General features: G+C 58.8%; 22 protein-coding genes and 6 tRNA genes. 6 read left to right on the top strand and 22 right to left on the bottom strand.

All coding sequences use genetic code 11. The annotated features are described in order from the left end of the window. Both BN1139_RS09720 and pbpG read left to right on the top strand, forming a co-directional pair. Entirely contained in the window at nt 1–666 is a 666-nt protein-coding gene (locus BN1139_RS09720) for a DedA family protein (protein WP_005343012.1), read from the top strand. Nucleotides 667–825: 159 nt separating this feature from the next. Then, nucleotides 826–1,653, top strand: coding sequence for a D-alanyl-D-alanine endopeptidase (gene pbpG, locus BN1139_RS09715; RefSeq protein ID WP_005348750.1), 828 nt, complete (start codon nt 826–828; stop codon nt 1,651–1,653). A 9-nt stretch (nt 1,654–1,662) separates the two neighbouring features. On the opposite strand, the gene BN1139_RS21870 is transcribed toward pbpG, so the two are convergent. The 13 genes from BN1139_RS21870 to pncC form a co-directional block, all read right to left on the bottom strand. Then, entirely contained in the window at nt 1,663–1,791 is a 129-nt protein-coding gene (locus tag BN1139_RS21870; protein WP_256689484.1) for a hypothetical protein, read from the bottom strand. Nucleotides 1,792–1,997: 206 nt separating this feature from the next. Beyond that, a tRNA-Arg gene (locus BN1139_RS09710) sits at nt 1,998–2,074 on the bottom strand. A gap of 28 nt (nt 2,075–2,102) precedes the next feature. After that, nucleotides 2,103–2,179, bottom strand: a tRNA-Arg gene (locus BN1139_RS09705). Nucleotides 2,180–2,208: 29 nt separating this feature from the next. Further along, nucleotides 2,209–2,285: transfer RNA gene (locus tag BN1139_RS09700), tRNA-Arg, on the bottom strand. Nucleotides 2,286–2,310: 25 nt separating this feature from the next. Then, nucleotides 2,311–2,387 (bottom strand) — tRNA-Arg (locus tag BN1139_RS09695). Nucleotides 2,388–2,487: 100 nt separating this feature from the next. Beyond that, nucleotides 2,488–2,564 (bottom strand) — tRNA-Arg (locus BN1139_RS09690). A 3-nt stretch (nt 2,565–2,567) separates the two neighbouring features. Next, nucleotides 2,568–2,660: transfer RNA gene (locus BN1139_RS09685), tRNA-Ser, on the bottom strand. Between the two features lie 213 nt (nt 2,661–2,873). Beyond that, complete coding sequence (csrA, locus tag BN1139_RS09680) at nt 2,874–3,062, bottom strand: carbon storage regulator CsrA (protein ID WP_005336053.1); 189 nt, start codon at nt 3,060–3,062, stop codon at nt 2,874–2,876. A 103-nt stretch (nt 3,063–3,165) separates the two neighbouring features. Further along, on the bottom strand, nt 3,166–4,404 hold the full coding sequence (locus BN1139_RS09675; RefSeq protein ID WP_005336054.1) for an aspartate kinase: 1,239 nt from the start codon (nt 4,402–4,404) through the stop codon (nt 3,166–3,168). Between the two features lie 16 nt (nt 4,405–4,420). Then, nucleotides 4,421–7,045 (bottom strand): alanine--tRNA ligase, encoded by a 2,625-nt coding sequence (alaS, locus tag BN1139_RS09670; RefSeq protein WP_005343004.1) that lies wholly within the window; start codon nt 7,043–7,045, stop codon nt 4,421–4,423. Between the two features lie 295 nt (nt 7,046–7,340). Then, complete coding sequence (locus tag BN1139_RS09665) at nt 7,341–7,850, bottom strand: regulatory protein RecX (protein ID WP_041915452.1); 510 nt, start codon at nt 7,848–7,850, stop codon at nt 7,341–7,343. 44 nt (nt 7,851–7,894) lie between these two features. Further along, complete coding sequence (gene recA / locus BN1139_RS09660) at nt 7,895–8,959, bottom strand: recombinase RecA (RefSeq protein ID WP_005348744.1); 1,065 nt, start codon at nt 8,957–8,959, stop codon at nt 7,895–7,897. Nucleotides 8,960–9,039: 80 nt separating this feature from the next. Then, entirely contained in the window at nt 9,040–9,531 is a 492-nt protein-coding gene (pncC, locus tag BN1139_RS09655; protein WP_005348742.1) for a nicotinamide-nucleotide amidase, read from the bottom strand. A 250-nt stretch (nt 9,532–9,781) separates the two neighbouring features. Between pncC and mutS the strand changes: the two genes are divergently transcribed. After that, entirely contained in the window at nt 9,782–12,373 is a 2,592-nt protein-coding gene (gene mutS / locus BN1139_RS09650) for a DNA mismatch repair protein MutS (RefSeq protein ID WP_005348740.1), read from the top strand. Nucleotides 12,374–12,459: 86 nt separating this feature from the next. Here mutS and BN1139_RS09645 read toward each other — a convergent pair whose 3' ends face one another. The 4 genes from BN1139_RS09645 to BN1139_RS09630 form a co-directional block, all read right to left on the bottom strand. Beyond that, nucleotides 12,460–13,320 carry a patatin-like phospholipase family protein gene (locus BN1139_RS09645; RefSeq protein ID WP_005348739.1) on the bottom strand — a complete coding sequence of 287 codons (861 nt, stop codon included), beginning with the start codon at nt 13,318–13,320 and terminating at the stop codon, nt 12,460–12,462. Between the two features lie 277 nt (nt 13,321–13,597). Next, nucleotides 13,598–14,497 (bottom strand): hypothetical protein, encoded by a 900-nt coding sequence (locus tag BN1139_RS09640; protein WP_005348738.1) that lies wholly within the window; start codon nt 14,495–14,497, stop codon nt 13,598–13,600. Between the two features lie 74 nt (nt 14,498–14,571). After that, nucleotides 14,572–15,261, bottom strand: a complete 690-nt coding sequence (locus tag BN1139_RS09635; protein ID WP_005341581.1) for an LrgB family protein — start codon at nt 15,259–15,261, stop codon at nt 14,572–14,574. After that, nucleotides 15,254–15,655, bottom strand: a complete 402-nt coding sequence (locus tag BN1139_RS09630) for a CidA/LrgA family protein (protein ID WP_041202734.1) — start codon at nt 15,653–15,655, stop codon at nt 15,254–15,256. The genes BN1139_RS09635 and BN1139_RS09630 overlap by 8 nt, the downstream gene beginning before the upstream one ends. Nucleotides 15,656–15,789: 134 nt before the next feature. Here BN1139_RS09630 and BN1139_RS09625 point away from each other — a divergent pair, with 134 nt between their 5' ends. Then, nucleotides 15,790–16,674: a LysR family transcriptional regulator gene (locus BN1139_RS09625; RefSeq protein WP_005348733.1), complete on the top strand. Its 885-nt coding sequence runs from the start codon at nt 15,790–15,792 to the stop codon at nt 16,672–16,674. On the opposite strand, the gene BN1139_RS09620 is transcribed toward BN1139_RS09625, so the two are convergent. The 4 genes from BN1139_RS09620 to ybaK form a co-directional block, all read right to left on the bottom strand. After that, nucleotides 16,668–17,552 (bottom strand): type 2 periplasmic-binding domain-containing protein, encoded by an 885-nt coding sequence (locus BN1139_RS09620; protein ID WP_005348731.1) that lies wholly within the window; start codon nt 17,550–17,552, stop codon nt 16,668–16,670. The two genes, BN1139_RS09625 and BN1139_RS09620, sit on opposite strands and share 7 nt — an antisense overlap. A gap of 113 nt (nt 17,553–17,665) precedes the next feature. Further along, complete coding sequence (locus BN1139_RS09615; protein ID WP_013724151.1) at nt 17,666–18,457, bottom strand: periplasmic substrate-binding domain-containing protein; 792 nt, start codon at nt 18,455–18,457, stop codon at nt 17,666–17,668. A gap of 68 nt (nt 18,458–18,525) precedes the next feature. Next, complete coding sequence (locus tag BN1139_RS09610; protein WP_005348726.1) at nt 18,526–19,419, bottom strand: type 2 periplasmic-binding domain-containing protein; 894 nt, start codon at nt 19,417–19,419, stop codon at nt 18,526–18,528. Nucleotides 19,420–19,555: 136 nt separating this feature from the next. Continuing rightward, complete coding sequence (gene ybaK / locus BN1139_RS09605; protein WP_005336092.1) at nt 19,556–20,020, bottom strand: Cys-tRNA(Pro) deacylase; 465 nt, start codon at nt 20,018–20,020, stop codon at nt 19,556–19,558. A gap of 218 nt (nt 20,021–20,238) precedes the next feature. Between ybaK and BN1139_RS09600 the strand changes: the two genes are divergently transcribed. Then, nucleotides 20,239–20,652 carry a GNAT family N-acetyltransferase gene (locus tag BN1139_RS09600; RefSeq protein ID WP_005348724.1) on the top strand — a complete coding sequence of 138 codons (414 nt, stop codon included), beginning with the start codon at nt 20,239–20,241 and terminating at the stop codon, nt 20,650–20,652. A 4-nt stretch (nt 20,653–20,656) separates the two neighbouring features. Further along, nucleotides 20,657–21,157 (top strand): hypothetical protein, encoded by a 501-nt coding sequence (locus BN1139_RS09595; protein WP_005348722.1) that lies wholly within the window; start codon nt 20,657–20,659, stop codon nt 21,155–21,157. A 313-nt stretch (nt 21,158–21,470) separates the two neighbouring features. Here BN1139_RS09595 and BN1139_RS09590 read toward each other — a convergent pair whose 3' ends face one another. After that, on the bottom strand, nt 21,471–22,592 hold the full coding sequence (locus BN1139_RS09590) for a helix-turn-helix domain-containing protein (protein ID WP_005348719.1): 1,122 nt from the start codon (nt 22,590–22,592) through the stop codon (nt 21,471–21,473). Nucleotides 22,593–22,601: the final 9 nt, after the last annotated feature.

Genomic DNA, 22,601 nt, shown 5'->3' with positions numbered 1-22,601 from the left:
ATGGAGCAGTTTTACCAACTGGCTCACGCCTTTATGAACCACGATCTGAACACACTTTCCGATCCCAAGATGGCCTTCATGATCTGTGGTGTGATTCTGACGTTTCTGGTACTGGAAAACGGATTCATCCCTACCGCCTTTCTACCCGGTGACAGCCTGCTGATCCTCACCGGCGTACTCATCTATCAGGATGTGTTGTCTCTCGGGGTGATCCCGCTGTTGATCATGGCCACCTTTGTCGGCACCTGGCTCGGTTACATGCAGGGGCGCTTCCTTGGCCACACCCAGCTCTACCATCGGCTGATGTCCCATGTGGAAGAGCGACACCAGCAGAAGGTCTACCACCTGCTGGACAAGTACGGGATCATCACCCTGATCACCGCGCGCTATATCGCCTTCGTGCGCACCGCCTACCCCTACATCGTCGGTGCCACCGAACTGCCCCAGGGGCGCTTTCTCATCGTCAATCTGATCAGCTCCATCATGTGGATCTGCCCGCTGGTCGGGTTTGGCTACTACCTGAGCCACACCAAGCTGGCCGCCGAATACCAGACCCAGTTCTTCAACATCATCATCTATCTGCCGGTGGCCCTGCTGGTGGGTGGCATGGTGGCGCTGGTCTGGCGCTGGATCAGCAAACGCAGGGCCGCGCAGCCGCGGGATTGACCCCTCGCCCAACGCCCGACCCAAAAGCCCTCGCCAGAGGGCTTTTTTGATCGCCAATTTTGCGCAAATAGCAGAAATAGTCCCGCTCGGCCCTTGTAAAGCCGGGGTAAAAATGAGTGAATCTAGCGCCTTTTTTTGGATGGGAATGGAGTCGGTTGTATGTGGTGTCGGATTCGCGCAGCAGCGCTGGTTGTCGGGTTGATGGGAATGCTGGGATTGCCTGCGGTCAGCGCGGCACCCAACCCTGCCAAACTGGAAGTACGCTCAAGCAGCGCCCTGGTCGTGGATGTAAAAACGGGCAAGACGCTCTACCAGAAGAATGCCACCAAGGTACGTCCTATCGCCTCCCTCACCAAGCTGATGACAGCGCTGGTGGTGCTGGATGCCAAACAGAATCTCAACCAGACCATTACGGTCGACAAGAACGATCTGGATCGGGTCAAACACACTCATTCCCGCATCCGCATGGGCACCAAGGTGACCCGCCGCGACGCCCTGCATCTGGCGCTGATGTCCTCCGAAAACCGGATGGCCTCGGCACTGGCGCGTCACTATCCGGGCGGTCGCAGCGCCTTCGTGCGAGCCATGAACAACAAGGCCAGACAGCTGGGTATGCGTAATACCCACTTCTACGACTCCACCGGCCTCTCCACCCGCAACGTTTCCACCGCCCAGGATCTGGGCAAGCTGGCCGCCGCCGCCTATCGCCAGCCGCTGATCCGTCAGTTCACTCAGGATGAGAACCGGGAGATGCGCTTCAGCGCCCCCGCCTACAGCCTGATGTTCAACAACACCAACCCGCTGGTAAAAAACCCGGATTGGGACGTGCGCCTCTCCAAGACCGGCTTCACTGACGAAGCGGGTCGCTGTCTGGTGATGCGCGCCAAACCGGACAGCCGCGAGCTCGCAATCGTGCTGCTCAACTCGGTGGGCAAACGCACCCCCATCGGCGATGCCAACCGCATTCGCAAATGGCTGAAAAGCTGAGTAAATCTCTCAACACAAAAGGATGCTGCGGCATCCTTTTTTATTGCCTGCAGAACGCCTCAGCAGGCCTTGCAGGATGTTGATGAGCGAACCTTGAGTGATGATCTGCGCGGCATCTGCCGTTGCAACAGCTGGCATACAGCGCGCCTATAGATGAGGCAAAGGGTGGTGAGGCGGTGCAACGATGAGAAGAACTGTGTGCAATCACAGAAAGGGGAAGAAATGAGGACAAGAACAGCCAGGTAAACGGGCGATCTACCCGCAACAGCGCACGTGGATCCGCACCAAAAAGCTAAATATCGCCCATATAAAAACAGCCCCGACCGAAGTCGAGGCTGTCTGTATGGTGCGCCCGAGAGGATTCGAACCTCTGACCACCTGGTTCGTAGCCAGGTACTCTATCCAGCTGAGCTACGGGCGCTCATAAACTTTTGGTACTGCTTGAAATATGGTGCGCCCGAGAGGATTCGAACCTCTGACCACCTGGTTCGTAGCCAGGTACTCTATCCAGCTGAGCTACGGGCGCTCACAAACTTTTGTGTACTGCTTGAAAAATGGTGCGCCCGAGAGGATTCGAACCTCTGACCACCTGGTTCGTAGCCAGGTACTCTATCCAGCTGAGCTACGGGCGCTCATAAATAGCTGTGTCGTTTTAAATGGTGCGCCCGAGAGGATTCGAACCTCTGACCACCTGGTTCGTAGCCAGGTACTCTATCCAGCTGAGCTACGGGCGCCCTGTTTTAAAACGATAAAAAAAGCTTACTTATCAGTAAGCCTTTTCCAAAGTGTCGACTTGCTGATGGCCAACACATGACTCTTGCTTGAGTCGTAATATGGTGCGCCCGAGAGGATTCGAACCTCTGACCACCTGGTTCGTAGCCAGGTACTCTATCCAGCTGAGCTACGGGCGCAAATGGCGGAGAAGGGGGGATTCGAACCCCCGATGCGGGTATAAGCCGCATACTCCCTTAGCAGGGGAGCGCCTTCAGCCTCTCGGCCACCTCTCCGTTTGCGGGGCTGATAATACTTCACAGGGATTTTTAGTCAAACACTTTTTTGGAGAAAAAAGTGCGTTCGCTCAGCATTTGGTCAAAGCGTGGAATATTCAAACAATATCGGCACTTATCCCGCAGTTTCGCGCCCTGCAGGGCGATTTCAGGGGGCCGGAAAAACAAAAGGCGACACATGAGGTGTCGCCTTGTCACAGCCATGAAAGTGGCTTAGAAGCCCGGTTGGCCCGGAACTTTCTCGGCCTGGATGCGCTGGTAGATCTCTTCGCGGTGTACGGAGACCTCTTTCGGCGCGTTAACACCGATACGAACCTGGTTGCCTTTAACGCCCAGTACGGTGACAGTCACTTCATCACCAATCATCAGGGTTTCCCCAACACGACGAGTCAAAATAAGCATTCGCTTGCTCCTGTATCCTGTTTTGTTTTTATATCGATATGCGACATTATCTAACAAAGATACCGATATGGTAAATGGTTGAAACTAAATCAATCAGAGATTGTTAGCCCAAGGGCTGCTCTTGCGGTGCCTGATCCAACCCGAAAGCCGCGTGCAGGGCTCGCACCGCCAGCTCCAGATACTTCTCGTCAATCACCACAGAGATTTTGATTTCAGAGGTCGAGATCAACTGCATGTTGATCCCCTCCTCGCCCAATACCTTGAACATGGTGCGCGCAACACCGGGATGGTTCCACATGCCGACACCGACAATGGAGACCTTGGCAATCTCGCCATTTCCCTGCACGCAAGAGGCGCCAAGTTCGGTGGCGGTCTCCTCCAACAGAGCCCGGGCACGGCGATAGTCGTCACGATTCACCGTGAAGGTGAAGTCGGCGGTGCCATCTCCCAGGGTGTTCTGCACAATCATGTCGACATCAATGTTGGCGTCGCTGATCGGATTCAGGATCTGCGCGGCAACGGTTGGTCTGTCTGGCACGCCCAGAATGGTCAGGCTGGCCTCGTTGCGGTTAAAAGCGATCCCGGATACCAGGGGAGCTTCCATCCTATCACCTCCATATGTGATTAAGGTTCCCTCTCCATCGATAAAGCTCGACAGCACCCGCAGCGGGACGCGGTACTTGCCCGCAAACTCCACCGAGCGGATCTGCAGCACCTTGGCGCCGAGACTGGCCATCTCCAGCATCTCCTCGAAGGTGATGGTGTCGAGACGACGCGCCTTGGGCTCGATGCGCGGATCCGTGGTGTATACCCCATCCACATCGGTAAAGATCTGGCACTCATCGGCCTTGATGGCCGCCGCCACGGCAACCGCCGTGGTATCCGAACCGCCGCGGCCCAGCGTCGTGATCGCGTTATGCTCGTCACGGCCCTGGAAACCGGCGATCACCACCACCTTGCCCGCAGCCAGTTCGGCATGAACCAGCTCGGTGTCGATGTGGGTGATGCGCGCCTTGCCATAGGCGGAATCGGTGTGAATCCGTACCTGATCACCGGTCATTGAGACCGCAGGACAACCGCGTTTGTTCAACGCGATCGCCAGCAGCGCTATGGTGACCTGCTCACCGGTGGAGACCAGTACATCCATCTCCCGCCGGTTGGCATCAGGATCCAGCTGCTGGGCCATGCCCAGCAGCCGGTTGGTTTCGCCCGACATGGCGGAGACAACCACCACCACGTCGTGTCCCTGGGCGCGGGTCTGCTCGACCCGCTCAGCTACCGCCTCGATCCGCTCCAGTGTGCCGACCGAGGTGCCGCCGTACTTCTGTACATAGAGTGCCACAGATCACCTCGCCCGATTACAGGCGCTCTTCCAGCCAGGAGTGAACGGATTGCAGCGCTGCCGGCACCGCCTCAGGCTGGGTACCACCCGCCTGTGCCATGTCCGGACGGCCACCGCCCTTGCCACCCACCTGCTGGGCAACCAGATTGACCAGTTCACCGGCCTTGACCTTGCCGGTCAGGTCGTTGGTGACGCCGGCGATCAGGTTGACCTTGCCATCGGCACAGGTGGCCAGCAGCACGACACCGGACTTCATCTGGTTCTTCAGCTCGTCCAGCATGCCGCGCAGGGATTTCGGATCGGCCCCTTCCAGCGCTGCAACCAGCACCTTCTGACCGTTGATCTCGATTACCTGGCCCAGCAGGTCGTTACCGGCCTGAGCGGCCAGCTTGGCCTTGAGCTGCTCCAGCTCGCGCTCCATCATCTTGGCCTTGTCCAGCATCTGGCGAACCTTGTCGGCGATGCAGAACTGGTCACCTTTCACCAGTGCAGCAGCCTCTTCGATCTGCTCGCCAACCTGATGCATGAAGTCGATGGCCGCTTTGCCGGTCACCGCTTCGATACGGCGCACGCCAGCAGCGATACCGCTCTCGGCGATGATCTTGAAGAAGCCGATATCACCAGTGCGCTTGGCGTGAGTACCGCCGCACAGTTCGGTGGAGTAGTCGCCCATGCGCACCACACGCACGTCGTCTTCATATTTCTCACCAAACAGCGCCATGGCACCTGCGGACTTGGCCGCTTCCAGATCCATCAGCTGGGTGGTGATTTCGTGGTTGGCGCGGATCTGGTTGTTGACCAGCTCCTCGACCCGGCGAATGGTCGCCATGGTCAGCCCCTCGAAGTGGGAGAAGTCGAAACGCATGCGCTCGGCCCCAACCAGAGAACCTTTCTGGGTGACATGCTCGCCCAGTGCCTGACGCAGGGCAGCGTGCAGCAGGTGAGTCACGGAGTGGTTCAGGGCGATGGCCTGACGACGATCGCCATCAACCACGGCTTCCACTTCGGCGCCCTTCTCCAGAGTGCCCAGCTCCATGTAGCCCTTGTGGATGATCGCCTTGCCCGCTTTCAGGGTGTCGGTCACGGCAAAGATGCCGTCGTCCACTTTCAGGGTACCGCTGTCGCCGATCTGGCCGCCGGATTCGGCATAGAAGGGGGTCTCTTCCAGCACGATGACCGCTTCGTCACCGGCGATAAGACCGCTCACCTCTTCCACACCCTTGTAGATACCGACCACGCGGGTACGCTCGGTCAGGGTCTTGTAACCGGTGAAGGGGGTCTCGAAGTCGAGCTTGAGCATCTCGTTGTAGTTCACGCCGAAGCTGGAGGCCTCCTTGGCGCGAGCACGCTGCTTCTCCATCTCGGCCTTGAAGCCCTCTTCGTCGATGCCGATCTCGCGCTCGCGCACCACGTCGGCAGTCAGGTCGGCCGGGAAGCCGTAAGTGTCATACAGCTTGAACACCACCTCGCCCGGAATAACCTTGGCATCACCCAGGTTGGCCAGAGCGTCTTCCAGCAGCAGCAGACCGCGATCCAAGGTGCGGACAAACTGCTCCTCTTCGATGCGCAGCACGCGCTCGACCAGCGGCAGCTGGGCGATCAGCTCGGCAGCGACATCCTTCATCTGCACCGCCAGCTCGGCAGCCAGTTTGTAGAAGAAGACATCGGTCGCACCCAGCTTGCGACCGTGACGCACGGCGCGGCGGATGATGCGACGCAGCACATAGCCACGACCTTCGTTGGACGGCATCACGCCATCTGCCACCAGGAAGGCGCAGGAGCGGATGTGGTCAGCGATGACGCGCAGAGACTGGTTGCTCAGGTCGGTGGTACCGACAATCTCGGCCGCTTTCTTGATCAGTGCCTGGAAGATGTCGATTTCGTAGTTGGAGTGCACACCCTGCATGATGGCGGAGATACGCTCCAGACCCATGCCAGTATCCACGGACGGACGGGGCAGCGGCTCCATGGTGCCGTCAGCCTGACGGTTGAACTGCATGAAGACCACGTTCCAGATCTCGATGAAACGGTCACCATCCTCTTCCGGTGAGCCGGGACGGCCACCCCAGATGTGATCGCCGTGGTCATAGAAGATCTCGGTGCAGGGACCGCACGGGCCGGTATCGCCCATCGCCCAGAAGTTGTCGGAAGCGTAAGGGGCCCCCTTGTTGTCACCGATGCGCACGATGCGATCGGCCGGGACACCGACCTCTTTTTCCCAGATATCGAAAGCTTCATCGTCAGTCGCGTAGACGGTCACCAGCAGGCGATCTTTCGGTAGCTGCAGCACCTCGGTCAGGAAGCCCCATGCAAACTTGATGGCATCCTGTTTGAAGTAGTCGCCGAAGCTGAAGTTGCCCAGCATTTCGAAGAAGGTGTGGTGACGAGCGGTATAGCCGACGTTTTCCAGATCGTTGTGCTTACCACCGGCACGCACGCAACGCTGGGAAGTCGTCGCGCGATTGTAGGCACGCTTGTCTGCGCCAAGGAACACGTCCTTGAACTGGTTCATACCCGCGTTGGTAAACAACAGGGTCGGGTCGTTATGCGGTACCAGCGAGCTGGAGGAGACAACCTGGTGCCCCTGGGAACGGAAATACTCGAGAAACGCAGCGCGAATCTCTGACGTGGACATATACATGGAAAATCCTGCTTGATTCGAATACGGACTTTTAACCGCATTAATGTAAGTTTTCTGCGGGGTAAAGTAAAACGGACAGGGCCGCCACGGGCGAAAAAGCGCACATAAACGGGCCAGATAAGAGCGCCGCTGCCCACAGTGGCTTTTTCCACTGTCGAGAGGCAAAAAAGCAGCGCATAAAGAGGGATGAGATGAACAAAAGGCCGCTTTTTCGGGATTGTGCGCGCAAGCTACTGAACGGGCAGGAAAAACCTGCCATAAGGATAGGTGAAACGACGTTTGCCACGCAGTGGCGTTACTCCTCCCGCTCCTGCAGGGCAGAGATAGCGTAACGTGCCTGATCCTGGGTAAAGCCGCGCCCCAGCAGATACTTGAGCCACTTCATCCGCAGCTTGAAATCGGCCAGATCGGCCACCCGGGCGCGCCGTTCGAGCAGGGCAAACGCCAGTTCGAACCAGTCCAGCTCCGGCTGATCGAATGCGGCATCAATCTGCATATCGTCGAGCCCCTTGCGGCGCAGATCGAAGCGGATCTTGATGGGGCCATGTCCCTTGGCTGCACCGGCCCGCACTGCCATACCACCGTAACGTTCATCATTGACCCAGTTGTAACCGCGGCAGTAGTCGACCACCGCCTCGATCACCTCTTCATTGAAACCCTGCTGGCGCAGCCGGTTGGCCAGCTCCGACTCGGCACTCTCGCGGCGGGCCAGACTGCGCATGGCATAAGCACGGGCAGCGGCCAGCTGCTCTGCAAAGGTCGGTTCAACAGACTCGACCGGTTCGGTAACGGATTCATCAACCATCATAAATAACAAGGCCGGGTATCTACCCGGCCTTCCTTTGTTCCTTATTCGAACTCTTGTTCGCTTTCGGCATCGAACTCGTCTGCCTCAACCGGTGCAGCCTTGTCATCGACTGGCACGGCACCGGAGAGCAGCAGCTCGCGCAGGCGGGCTTCCACTTCGCCAGCCATCACCTTGTTCTCGGCGAACAGCTTCATGACGTTGGCCTTGCCCTGACCGATCTTCTCGCCGTTGTAGCTGTACCAGGCACCGGCCTTGTCGATCAGCTTGTGCTTGACACCGAGATCCACCAGCTCGCCCTCTTTGGAGATACCGGCGCCGTAGAAGATCTGGAATTCAGCCTGCTTGAAGGGCGGGGCCACCTTGTTCTTGACCACTTTGACGCGGGTCTCGTTACCGACCACTTCGTCGCCTTCCTTGATGGCGCCGATACGACGGATATCCAGACGCACGGAGGCGTAGAACTTGAGCGCGTTACCACCTGTGGTGGTCTCCGGGCTACCGAACATGACGCCGATCTTCATCCGGATCTGGTTGATGAAGATGCACAGGCAGTTGGCGTTCTTGATGTTGGCGGTCAGCTTGCGCAGTGCCTGGGACATCAGACGGGCCTGCAGACCAACGTGGGAGTCACCCATCTCACCTTCGATTTCCGCTTTCGGGGTCAGAGCCGCCACGGAGTCGACGATGATGACGTCAACGGCGTTGGAGCGAACCAGCATGTCGCAGATTTCCAGCGCCTGTTCGCCGGTATCCGGCTGGGAGATGAGCAGGTCGTCGACGTTGACGCCCAGCTTGGCAGCGTAGATAGGGTCGAGAGCGTGTTCCGCATCGACGAAGGCACAGGTTTTGCCTTTCTTCTGGGCTTCCGCGATCACCTGCAGGGTGAGGGTTGTTTTACCGGAAGATTCCGGGCCGTAGATTTCGACGATACGGCCACACGGCAGACCGCCAATGCCCAGCGCCACGTCCAGCGAGAGGGAACCGGTAGAGATGGCTTCGATATCCATGGTCTTGCTGTCGCCCAGACGCATGATGGAACCTTTGCCGAACTGCTTTTCAATCTGACCCAGCGCAGCCGCCAGTGCCTTCTGTTTGTTCTGATCCATGCCAATCTCCGCTGGAAATCGTGAGTAAGAAGTGAAGTTGGGCTAAGTATACTGTCTATTCATACAGTATCAAGCCCAATTTATCTGAGCAGGGCCAACAGACCCGACAAGGCCTGTCTCACCGCCTGCTGGCGCACCTGTCGGCGATCCCCGTCGAAGCGGGCGAGCAGGGAGTGGTGACGGCCATTGCGGTCGGCCCAGGCGAACCAGACGGTGCCGACCGGCTTGCCCTCGGTGGCGCCGCCGGGGCCGGCGATGCCACTGATGGCAACGCTGATGGAGGCAGACGAGTGGGCCAGCGCGCCGCGGGCCATCTCCAGCACCACGGCTTCGCTCACCGCACCGTGCTGCTCAAGGCTCTCGCTGCTCACCCCCAACATCTGCTGCTTGGCCTCGTTGGTATAGGTGACAAATCCGCGATCGAACCAGCCGGAGCTGCCCGCGATGTCGGTAATAGCCGTAGCCACCCCGCCGCCGGTGCAGGATTCGGCGGTCGCAGCCAGCCAGCCCCGCTGACCGAGGGCCCGTCCCAGCTCGATGGCAAGGTGCTCTATCTCTGCATCCAGTTTCATCACGACTCCTTCTGATCCGCTCAAGAGGCACATTATGCGATCCCGCTAGCGCCGCCCGCAACCACGGCAGACCGCCCTTGCCTGCCGCAATGTGAGGTGCCGCACCTGTGTCATGCCTTCAATAGTGCAGAACAACCGCGCCCGGAACACCCGCTCCCCCGCCGCGGCGCTTATGTGTAGAATGGCGCCATCAAGCTCAAGGCTCATCACCGCAGACACTGGCCCGCAGAGGCCCCTTCTGGAACAGAACATGACCGCACAACACCAAGCCAGCGGCGCCACAAGCTCCGCTCCCGGCGCCAATCTGAGCGCCCACACGCCCATGATGCAGCAGTACCTCGGCCTCAAGGCCGAGAACCCGGAGATCCTGCTGTTCTACCGGATGGGCGACTTCTACGAGCTGTTCTATGACGATGCCCGCAAGGCCTCCCAGCTGCTCGATATCTCCCTGACCAAACGTGGCCAGTCGGCGGGTAGCCCCATCCCGATGGCGGGGGTGCCCTATCACGCCATCGAGGGCTATCTGGCCAAGCTGGTGCAGCTCGGCGAATCGGCCGCTATCTGCGAACAGGTAGGGGATCCCGCCACCAGCAAGGGGCCGGTGGAGCGCAAGGTGATCCGCATCATCACCCCGGGTACCGTCTCCGACGAGGCGCTGCTCAGCGAGCGGCAGGACAACCTGATCGCCGCCGTTTACCACGATGGCCGCCGCTTCGGCTATGGCACCATGGATATCGGCTCTGGTCGCTTCTTCATCAACCAGTTCGAGAAGGAAGAGACCCTGCTGGCGGAGCTGCAACGCACCAATCCTGCCGAGCTGCTCTATCCCGAATCGTTCGAATTCCTGCACCATATCGAGGGTCGCCGCGGCCTGCGCCGCCGCCCGGAGTGGGAGTTTGAGCTGGGCACCGCCCGCAAGCTGCTCTGCCAGCAGTTCGGCACCCAGGATCTGGTGGGATTTGGCGTAGACAAGAGCGAGACCGCCCTGTGCGCTGCCGGTTGTCTGATGCAGTACGTCAAAGATACCCAGCGCACCGCCCTGCCCCACATCCGCAACGTACGCCTCGAGCAGCCAGATCATGCGGTCATCATGGATGCCGCTACCCGCCGCAATCTGGAGCTGACCCAGAATCTGGCCGGTGGCTATGAAAATACCCTGGCCGAGGTGCTGGATCGCACCGCCACTCCCATGGGCAGCCGCCTGCTCAAGCGCTGGATCCACCAGCCGATCCGCGATCGGGTGATCCTGAAAGGTCGCCAGAGCACCATCAAGGAGCTCATTGAGCAGAACCTCTACGACGAGTTGGGCAACCTGCTGCGTCAGGTGGGGGATGTGGAGCGGGTGCTGGCCCGTCTCGCCCTGCGCTCGGCCCGCCCGCGCGACCTCACCCGCCTGCGTCAGGCCTTCGCCCAGTTACCCGAGTTGCAGCGCCTGCTGGCGGACAACGAGCACGAAGCGGTGCAACAACTGGCCGAGCGGGCCAGCACCTTCCCCGAGCTGCTCGACCTGCTGGAGCGCGCAGTGATGGAAGTGCCGCCGGTGCTGATCCGCGATGGTGGCGTCATCCGTGACGGCTTCAATCAGGAGCTGGACGAGCTGCGGGATCTCGCCAACGGCGCCACCGCCAGCCTCGCCCGCATCGAGGAGCGGGAAAAACTGCTGACCGGCATCAACACCCTCAAGGTGGGTTACAACAAGGTGCACGGCTTCTATATAGAGGTGAGCCGGGCCAACAGCCATCTGGTGCCGGCCCACTACATCCGCCGCCAGACCCTCAAGAACAACGAACGCTACATCATCGATGAGCTGAAAAAGTACGAGGACAAGGTACTCACCGCCCAGTCCCAGGCGCTGGCACTGGAGAAACGGCTCTACGAAGAGCTGCTCGATGCCCTGCTGCCCCACCTCGGCGATCTGCAGGATTCCGCCGCCGCGCTGGCGGAGCTGGACGTGCTGGCCAACCTGGCCGAGCGGGCCGAGACCCTCGACTATCGCTGCCCGACCCTCATCGATGAGGATCAGATCCTGATCGAGGCGGGCCGCCATCCGGTGGTTGAGCAGGTAATGACAGATCCCTTTATCGCCAACCCTATCCGGCTGGAGCGTGAGCGGCGGATGCTGATCATCACAGGCCCCAACATGGGCGGTAAATCGACCTATATGCGCCAGACCGCGCTGATCGTGCTGCTGGCCCATATCGGCGCCTTCGTGCCCGCCGACAGCGCCCGCATCGGCCCCATCGACCGCATCTTCACCCGCATCGGAGCGTCAGACGATCTCGCCTCCGGCCGCTCCACCTTTATGGTGGAGATGACCGAGACCGCCAATATCCTCAACAACGCCACCGCCCGCAGTCTGGTGCTGATGGACGAGATTGGCCGCGGCACCAGCACCTACGACGGCCTCTCGCTGGCGTGGGCCTGTGCCGAACAGCTGGCGAGCAAGATTGGCGCCTACACCCTGTTCGCCACCCACTACTTCGAGCTGACCCGCTTGCCGGAGCTGATGAGTGGGCTGGCCAACGTCCACCTCGATGCGGTGGAGCACGGCGACACCATCGCCTTTATGCACGCGGTGCAGGAAGGGGCGGCCAGCCGCTCCTACGGCCTGCAAGTAGCGGCACTGGCGGGGGTACCCAAATCGGTGATCCAGCAGGCCCGTCACAAACTGCATGAGCTGGAGAGTGCCACCCCGGTGGCCGCCGGTGAAACCCGCCCGGCCCCGGTGGCCATAGCGCCCCAGAGCCATCCGGTAGTCGATGAACTGGAAGCGGTGCGCCCGGACGAGCTCACCCCGCGGCAGGCGCTGGATCTGGTCTATCGCCTCAAGCAGATGCTGTAACCTGCAACTGCCGATCAAAAAGATAAAAGGGGAACCGCGAGGTTCCCCTTTTTATTGCCGCAATGCCGATTCGGACTGTTGTACTGCTAGGCAGCCTGCGCCTCTCCACGGGCCCGCAGCAGGCTCTGGCGCCCCTGCCAGTAGCCCTGCAGATAACCGGACTCCAGCTTGACCGGGTCCTGGGTAAAACGGGAGACCATGAAATCGGTCGGTGGCGCGATCACCTCGATGTCGCAATCGGCAGGGGGATTGGCAATGAAATCGAGAGCTTGGTTGTAGACGCGATCCCGCTCCAGCATGGCTTGCGCCAGCGCAGGCTGGGTTTTCAGCAAGGCTTTGACCATCCAGCAGAAACGGGCCGGCTTCTTGCGATAGCCCCGGGGCTCCGACAGCACCACCGTCATCCGCCGCGCCCCTCGCCGATAGGCCTCTATCACCGGAATGGAGTCGCTGATCCCGCCATCGGCCATGGGGCGACCATCGACGCAGGGGGTATCGTGCTGCACCACCGGCAGGGCGCAGGTGGCGGTCAGCACCTCATCCATATTGTCGGGCCGCACTGGCAGATAGATGGCCTTGCCGCTCGCCACATCGGTCGCCACCGCGTAGAAGGGAATGTCGCGGGCGCAGAAGGTCTCGAGATCGAGCGGGAAGCGATGGCGACTGGCCTGCCATAGCCAGCCGATGTCCACCAGATCGCCCCCTTTGACGAAACGCAGGGGATCGAGAAAACGGGAGCTGCAAGCCAGCTCGGTGATGATGTGGTGGCTGCGGCGCGGCTGCTCGCTCAGATAAGAGACCAGATTGGTGGCACCGGCCGAGACGCCCATGACGAAATCGAACGGGTAGTGGTGACTTTCGACAAACGCATCGAGCACGCCGCTGGCAAAGATGCCGCGCATCGCGCCCCCTTCGACAATCAGGGCGCAAGGGTGGGGATTAAACATAACAAGGCTCCGTCAGCTGTAATACCTGCCGGGATCGATCCCGGCCCAGTGATGGACGCCTTCATGCAGAACATCAAGACGCCGCAGCAGGACGATTCAAGCCACTCGCGCAAGCCAGAAGCAGTGCAAGGGCAAACCTGAACCGTGAAGCGACCACCAGTATATGCAGCGCAACAACCTTCAAAAAATGAATTTAAATAATAAAAAACATGCCTTTTTGGCATACTTAAGCGCATCGGCAGATCCGGCCCTTTATCCGGGAACAGCACCATCAGGATCAAGGCAGCCCGGGCCCGAACGTCCCGTCGACGGGGTTGTAGTGGTACGCCCGATAGTCAAAATCCACCTTATCAAGGCGCGGATTGGCCAACTCGAACAACAGGCGCTTGGGGAGCTGCGCCTGCTCGAGGGAAGGTTTGAAGTGGCGCAGCCAGAGCTGTTGCAACGAGCCATCCCGCCACGCCAGCTTGAGCCCTACCGAAAGGCGGCGGATGGCGGTCTGATTATCCTTGTGGGTGTAGAAGAGGTGGAGGAAGGGATAGTGCAGCGCCACTCGCCGATCCACGGTGAGGCCGGGCAGATCACTGTGCTGCTCCTGCTCGATAAAGAGCTCGTTGGCCCCGCGGCAAAACAGATCGATGCGACCGCGCGCCACCAATTTGAATAGCCGCTCGTAACCGTCGATCTCCTGCACCTTGAATCCCCCATGACGCAGGATCTCCGCATCCTGCCAGCCACGCCCCTGCCCGTGCAGAAATTGCTGCAGCTCGGTCAGGGTATTGACCCTTGCCACCGCATCGGCCTGCTGCGGGCTGACAAAGCAGATGCGATAACCGAGGATGCCCAGCTCCACCGGAAAACGAACGTAATCCAGCGCTTCGCTCTCCGCGGCCGGACGCAGACTGTCGGCCACAAACAGATTGGGGTATTGCTGAGTCTGCACAATCTGTCGCATCCGGATACGGTTCATCGGCGGCGCGGTTCGCAGCTCGTAGTCACCGAAGCTATCGCGGGTCTTCTCCAGCGCCAGCTGCAACAGATCGCGAAAATAGAGGGTACGCAAGTCCCGATCGCTCTCGGGGCTGATATGAGTGATGACGTCGCTCGCCCTTAGGGGAGTGGCAAGGAGGGAAAGACTGCACAGCAGCAAGCAGGAAGCGAGGCGATGAAAGGTCATACTGCTCATCCCGGAAATACAGGCTCACTAGAGTGTAGCGCCGGGGCGAGCAGCCTTCTAAAGGGAAGCCAGGCCTACCAGAACATCCGGCCCAGCAGGGGCGCCAGCAGCACGGTCACCATACCGGCGATCATCATCACCATACTGGAGACCACCCCCTCTTCATTACCCATCTGATAAGCCCTGGCAGTACCGGCACCGTGGGCCGAGGCGCCAAACCCCGCCCCCTTGCCGAGGCGACTGCGAATGGCCAGCACGGTGAGCACGCTCTCCCCCACCGCCATACCGATGACGCCGGTCAGCACCACAAACAGCGCGGTGAGGTCGCTCTGACCGCCGATGGCGCGGGTCGCCTCCACCGCAAACGGCGTGGTGATGGAACGCATCGCCAGACTGCGCTGCAACATGTCGGAGAGATCCAGCCAGCGGGCCAGCAGCACGGTACTCCCCACCGCCATGATGACTGAGGCGACCACCCCCACCGACAGCGACAACCAGTGGCGACGAATGAGCTGGCGGTTCTCGTAGACCGGCACCGCGAAGGCGACGGTGGCGGGGCCCAGCAGCCAGAGCAGCCAGTGGGATTCCGCCATGTAATCCTGATAGGGGATGTGGAACAGCAGCACCACCGCCACCAGCAGGGTCGGCGCCAGTAGCAGCGGCATCAAGGGCAGGATGCGCTTTTTGCCATAGAGCCATTTGCTGGCGTAGTAGAAGAGCAGGGTGAGGGCGAAACAGATCAGCCCGAGCAGGGTATCAGACATGACGGCGACTCCGGCGGGCCAGTTTCAGTTCGAGGCGGTAAACCCGATCCACCACCAGCGCCGTGGTGCCGAGCACTAGCGTGGTGCTCACCAGCAGCACCACCATGATGCGCCACCCCTCCTGCAACAGCAGCTCCTGATAGTTGACCACCGCCACCACGGCGGGCACGAAGAAGAGCAGCATCTCGGCCAGCAGCCAGCGAGCACCCGCGCTGAACCACTCGGCCTTAACCACCCCGAGCAGGATGCAGGCCAGCAGCAACAGCATGCCGGTGAGGTTGGCGGGCAGCGGCAGATGGAGGGTACGCACCGCGGTATCGGCCAGCAGCCAGATGGCTGCCAGCAACACAATCTGGAAGGGAGTCTGTAACCAGCGCAAGCAGAGGGCTTTCATGATCATCGTCTTTCTGTGAACCGGCTCACAGTATAGAGTTGAGCAAAACCTGCCAGAAATGAATTAAAATTATCGAATTCATGCCACATAGGCATACTTCATCCCGCACCCGCCAACACGAGTCGAGAGAGTCCATGGATATTCGCGCCCTGCGCTATTTTGTCGAACTGGTGCGGGAGAAAAGCTTCACCCGCGCCTCTGAAAAGCTGTTCGTCACCCAGCCCACCATCAGCAAGATGATCCGCAATATAGAGGAGGAGCTGGGCCAACCCCTGCTCAACCGGGAAGGACGCCGCTTTACCCTGACCGACAGCGGCCAAGTGCTGTTCAACCGGGCCCAGACCATCTTGGCGGAGATGCAGCAGCTGGAGGCCGAACTGGCGGATCTGCAGAGCCTGCAACACGGTCGCCTCACCCTCGGCATTCCCCCCATGGTGGGTCACGTCTATGCGGATCTGATCCGCGCCTACCGCACCCGCTATCCGAAGGTTGAGCTGACCCTGGTGGAGTACGGCGGTCGCCGCATCGAACAGGCGGTGCTGGAGGGGGAGCTGGATCTCGCCATCACCATGCTGCCGACCAAAGAGGGGGGCGCCCTCAGCGCGCTGGAGCTGGATCAATACCCGATCCAGGTGGTGTTGCCTGATCAACTCCGCTGGCATGGCGATGCACCACTGCGGCTGGAGTCCCTGCAGGAGGAGCCCTTCCTGCTCTATACCCAGGCGTTTACCCTGAGCGAGCGGTTGGAGCAGGCGTGTCAGGAAGCGGGCTTTGTGCCACAGGTGGCGGCGCGCAGCAGCCAGTGGGATTTTCTCACCGCCATGGTACGCAGCGGCATGGGGGTCGCCTTCTTGCCGGAGCCGGTCTGCAACCGGCTGACCCCGGATGGTCTGGTGCTGCGACCGCTGGAGCCCGAATTGAGCTGGCGACTCGGGGTGATCTGGCCGAGCGAGCGCTATCTGTCGCGCACCGCCGAGGCCTGGCTGGCCCTCTGCCGCCAGCGGCAGGCACCTCAATAATCGCCGAAGCGATCGGTCTGCGGATTGTAGAAGTAGGGACGGTAATCGAAGCTGATCCCGTCGAGGAAGGGATTATCCAGCCGCAACAGTCGGCGCTGGGAGAGCTTGGCAAAAGCGATGGCCGTGCCAAAGCTCTTGCGCCACAGCGCCTGTAGCGAGCCATCCTGCCACGCCAGCTGCAACCCCCGCTCGACCCGTTGCAGTGCCTCGCGATTGTTGGGATTGGTGTAGAAGACCCGGGGCAGCGGGTAGTAGATCAACAGCGCGTCATCCACCAGCAGATCCGTCATCTCCTTGTGGGTCAGTTGCTCGCTGCGCAGCTCGCTCACCCCGCGGCAGAAGAGATCGAAGCGGCCCCGCGCCACCATTTTGAACAGCTTTTCGTACCCCTCCACCTCCACTACCTCCATCCCGGCGTAGCGCAGGATATCCACATCCAGCCACCCCTTGCCCTGACCGAAGGTGAACTGGCGCAGCCCCTTGAGGTCGGTCACTTTGCTTACCGCCACCTTTTGCTGCGGGCTGACAAAACAGATGCGGTAGCTGACGATCCCCAGATGGATGGGAAAACGGACATAGGCGAGCCCCAGATCCTCGCGGGTGCTGCTGTAGCTGTCCATTACAAAGAGGTTGGGATAGCTGTCGAGCTGCATGCTGACCCGTTCGCGCGCCTTGGTCATGGGCGGCGCAGGCTCCAGCAGATAGTCGCCAAACTGGTCGCGGGTCTTGTCGAGGGCGAGCCGCAGCAGCTCCCGATCATAGGTGGTACGCGGGTCCCGCTCGCTCTCCGGGCTGATATGGGTAAACCGGGTGGCCGCCTGTCCGGTCAGCGACAACACGCAGAACAGAGCGGCAGCCAGCAGATGCAGGGGTGACATAAACCGCGCCTTGGCTGAAAGGGTACTTTCAGTGTAGCCCCTGAGCGTGGGCGCTCGGCCCTGCCACCACCCCACGCTCCCCTCCCCTTTTCGGCCAGTCGCATCCCATCAGCCTACTCCCCCACCGGAGGTGCACTTCTGAGCGATGTGGCATAACGCTGATAGGCAGCAGAGTCGCGCACCTGCTCGATAGCATCCCACACCTGCCGGCTTTGTCGAGGATGGGCCTGATAGAAGCGGTGAGAGAAGACCAGATAGTAGGGCTTCTCCACTAGCACCGGCGACAGCCGCTCGATGCGAGTCTGCAACGCGGGATGGGCCGCCAGAATGCTGTCGGCCACCTCGGTCTGGATGGCGGTCGCCTGCGCCCGATCCATCACCAGCTTTTTAAACATGATCAGCGGGTCACGGCTGGAGTCATCCACCTCGGCTCCCGCAGCCTGCAACAAGTCGACGATGGAAAATCCTGACTGGGCCGCAACCACGCCATTGACCCTGAGGGTAGTGCCATCCCACTGGCTCTTACCCCCCTTGAGCTGGTAGAGACTGTAACTCTCGGTCAGCAGCCGCTTGGCAGGGTCGGGTTTGCCCTCACGCATGGGATAGACCCCCACTGTGGTCGCCCGCTCGACGCTGTAGCTCATCTTGATGGCCGCATCCATCTGGCCACGGCTCACCCGAGAGAGGCAGCGCTTCCACGGTAGCGGCGTCAGCACGATCTCGGCATCAAGAGTGGTAGCAACCGCCTTGAGGTGATATTGCACAACCCCCTCCCCCGATTGCAGCAGCCAGGGGTAGGAGTCACTGTTTTCAAAGCAGGTACGCAGCGTAAAGGCAGGGGTCGCACTGCCGGTGGCGGGCAGCAACAACGCGATGAAGAACAGGAAGCGGGCAGATGCGCGCATGGGCCATATCCTTGGCGGCAATGATCTCTCCCTTACTCTATCAGAGCCTGCGCACCTGATAACTCGGCTCAGGGCAGTGAACCGAAATCATTCGCCAGCGGGTTGTAAAGGTAGGGACGATAGTCAAAACCGCCCTTGGGTAACTGCGGATTGCCGAGCCGGACAATCTGGCGAGCCCCCAGATTGGCAAACACCAGCGAGGGTTGGAAGTGATGGCGCCAGAGCCGCTTGAGCGAACCATCCTGCCAGGCTAGTTGCAGACCGCGCTCAAGGCGCTCGCGCTCCTGAACGTAGCGGGCATTACTGTAGAACACGTGGATCAACGGATAGAAAAGGGCCAGATGGCGATCGACCGTCAAACCGGCCACCTTGCCCTGATGAGATTGCCACTCCGGCAGGATCTCGTTGGCCCCACGACAGAAGAGATCGATGCGCCCTCGTGCCACCATACGAAACAGCGACTCGTAGTTATCCACCTCATGCACCGTCAGCCCGCCGTGGCGCAGGATCGCCGCATCCTGCCAGCCGGTGCCCACCCCTTGAGTGAAGTGGCGCAACTGATCCAGGGTGTTCACCCGCGCCAGCTCGGCAGCACGATCCGAGCCGACAAAACAGACCCGATAGCCGAGGATCCCCATATCGATCGGGAACGGGATCGATGCCACCTGATCCGCCACCGCCTCCCCCTGATAAGGCCAGCTGTCGACAATAAAGAGGGCGTTTTTACCCTGCTCCTGCACCTCGATCCGCATCCGCGCCTTGTTCATCGGCAGGGAGTCCAGCAACTCGTAGTCGCCATATTCGGGGCGAGTTTTCTCTAGCGCCAGCTGCATCACCTCACGGTAATAACGCATCCGCATATCCTGACTGTTTTCAGGGCTGAGCAGGGTAAAACGGGTGGCTGCCAGCAAGGCAGAGGGGAGGGATAAACAGAGGCAAAGCAACAGAAGTCGGTACATCATGGCTGAACTCATACAACGGGGTTCACCCATTATAGACTGGCACGCACCCCGTTGAGCACAGGGCACGCGCCCGCTCACAGGTGGGGCTATCCGGGCCACCACAGGCCCGGATAGCAGGTTCACACCTTGCCCGGCACTACTCTTCGCCGATGGGAGCAGCGATCCACTTCATCAGCGTCAGCATATCCTGCGGCGCCACGCCGACCGAGAGACCACGCTTGCCGCCGCTCACCAGGATTTCGTCAAACTGCAGTGCCGACTCGTCGAGCACGGTGGGCAGCAGTTTCTTCTGGGCCAGCGGGCTGATGCCACCCACCTTGTAACCGGTCAGCTTCTCCGCTTCCGCCGGTTTCATCATCTCCACCTTCTTGAGACCGGTCGCCTTGGCCAGCTGTTTCAGACTGCACATGCCGGATGAGGGAACGATGGCCACCACCGCCTGCTTGTCGTGATGGGCAACCAGAGTCTTGAACACCTGCGCCTCCGGCAACCCGAGCTGGGTCGCGGCATGCTTGCCGAAATCGTCGTGGGCTTCGCACTCGTAGGGGTAGAGCTTGTGGGGGATTTTGAGCTTCTTCAGCAGGTTGATGGCAGGAGTCATGATGGGTGCCTTGAATCGAATCGCATAAAAACGAGGCCAAACAGTCTGCGCCTCACTCTGGGGTGATGCAAGGGGGGATGGAAGTTGCAAGGGCCATTGACTGGCCGCCATGCCATGCACGCTGGTGGCGAGCGACCAGAACACTTGACCAAACAGAGTCCAAACGGGTATTGCTTTAACCCTTTGACGCCGCCACAACCCATACCGCAGGAGCCCATATGCAACTAACCCTACCCCAACCGCCGCAAGAGGATGAGTTCGCTGCCCTGCGCAATGGACTGAACGGTTTCAACGAGGCCGCTGCCGGCCACCACTATCGCGAGCGGATCGCCAGCTTTATCAAGGATGCCGAAGGGGGTGTGCGAGGCGGTATTCTGGGGGAGATAAAATGGGGCTGGCTCCATATCGAGGGTCTTTGGGTCGATGATGCCATCCGCCAAGCTGGCTGGGGCGGCCGCCTGCTCGGCGCCATGGAGCAGTACGCCCAAAGCAAGGGCATCAGCAACTACCACTTGGAAACCACCAGTTTTCAGGCCCTCCCCTTCTACCAGAAGCAGGGCTACGAGGTCTTTGGCCAGCTGCCCGATATGCCGCCGGGGCATATCAGTTACTTTCTGAAAAAGCAGTCATAAGCCGATGAGCAGTTGCAACAGCCCTGCAAGAGACAAGGCGCCGGATAGCAGGAATCTCTCCTTCTACAGGCGCCTTGCCTTGCTCTTTGCGCTGCTTGCAACCAGCTCCAGCGTCCTAGCCCTGTCACTACACGATCTGGATCCGGCCTTTGAGCGGTGCGAAGCGATCAAGTCACAACACAGCGCCACACTGCCCACGAAAAGCGACCTCTTCTGGTCACTGGAGAAAGCACAGCAAGCGACTGTTCTGATCTATTTGCATGAGAAAAGCATGGAGCGCTGCACGGCAGCAGAAGTGGATGCACTGGCGATCAAGGCGTTCCATCAGGCGGTTGAGGGAGACCGCAGTTTTCTCGACACCCTGATCAAGGCGAGAGCAACAACGCTCACTCCCGCCCAACAAGCTCAGTTGCAGCAAGTCGGCCAAGCAGAGTTGGATAGATTGGCCGGTATGAAGGAATTTGCTCTGCCTTTCTCGCTAACCAAGTACCTCAAGCAGCTGTGAGTTGGAAAAGATAACCTACGTACTTTGGATATAGGAATATCTGGCAACAGGGACTAGTAATCCTTTTCATCTCTAAAATAAAAACTTCAAGCTCTACTATTTAATTGGCAGAAAGAAATTAACACTAAGTCAGATTATTACACCGGATAAGCAAAATACTATTATCTAGAGTGATAGGTTCACTCTGATTTATAAAAATCGTTACACATTTTTTAGATTTAGAGTAGATATTTTTCACAAAGACTATAAGAAATTATTTTTAAATAAATCACGTACTGTATGTAATGGCCCCTATAGGGGCCATCGATAATAGTCAGAAGTTGAAAGGAACAACTACATCGTCAAATTCAATCTCATCAACTTCTTCATAGTGAACACCACAGATATCTGCTAACAGTCTTGCATGTACTCCAAGCTTTTTAGCAAGCATATCAAATGATATTCCTAATTCATTCTTAAGTAACGAAATACTCTCCTGTAAAACATGTGGCTCTTCCATAGCCAGTTCATCATCTAATCTTTCTTTCCTTGTTTGCCGTGTCTGACTAAACCAAACATTGGCACCTCTATATTGCTGCGCGTTAATAAAACCCAAAAAATGGGCGCGATATATTATTGCCTTTGCACTAACCTTCCATCTAATCTTGAGATCGTATACTTTTTTCCAATTAATAATGCCATCTCTTCCCAAGCAAGATGGAAACTCTCTTGCAAAAGAGCTTCGAGGAAAAAGAAAGGCACTAGCAAAGGCATCCGCTTCACGTTCAGTTTGCTTGCAACCAGTTTCAATCCCATCATGCATAACTAGATGCCCACACTCATGGGCTAGATCAAAACGCATTCTGCATACACTTTCTTTGGCGGAGTTTCGAATTATTATTGGATATTTTCTATTAACTGATAAAGCATCAACCTTTTCAGAAACACCATCAAAGCAAGTAACAATTGCGCCCTGATTTTCAACAACATTGATCATATTATCGATGGGTGCATCTAGCGATAGCCCCCATCGTTCTCTTGCTCCTTCCGCAATCTTTTCAATTATCGGCGAAGTTAATACATCTATTTTACTGTTGTCGATAAGATTAAATTTATTCTCAGGCATATCCAAATGCTCATGCAACTCTGTCACTAATTGCTCAAGGATTGTACTGTATGCCTGAACTCGTTCTTTCACACCCACAGGGGTGGTCTGTCTCTTTCTAAAATGGCATTGTTCTGGTTTCACATCACCAGAAAGAGGTCTTTCAAAAAAATCTGGCTGTACTCTTAGATACTCAGCAAGAGCATTCGTGACATCAGATGCAGGAGCACGAATATCACTTTCATACTGATGTATGCTTTGCCTAGATACAGATACAGCTTCACCCAACTCTTGCAGGGTAAAGCCATTTAATATGCGAGCCAGACGAAGTCGCTCACCATAGAAAGTCATGGACATAAT

The organism is Aeromonas veronii bv. veronii, from assembly GCF_000820225.1.
GTDB classification, from domain to species: domain Bacteria; phylum Pseudomonadota; class Gammaproteobacteria; order Enterobacterales; family Aeromonadaceae; genus Aeromonas; species Aeromonas veronii.
The sequence above is the reverse complement of the archived record's forward strand: the minus strand, read 5'-3'. Positions and strand labels throughout refer to the sequence as shown.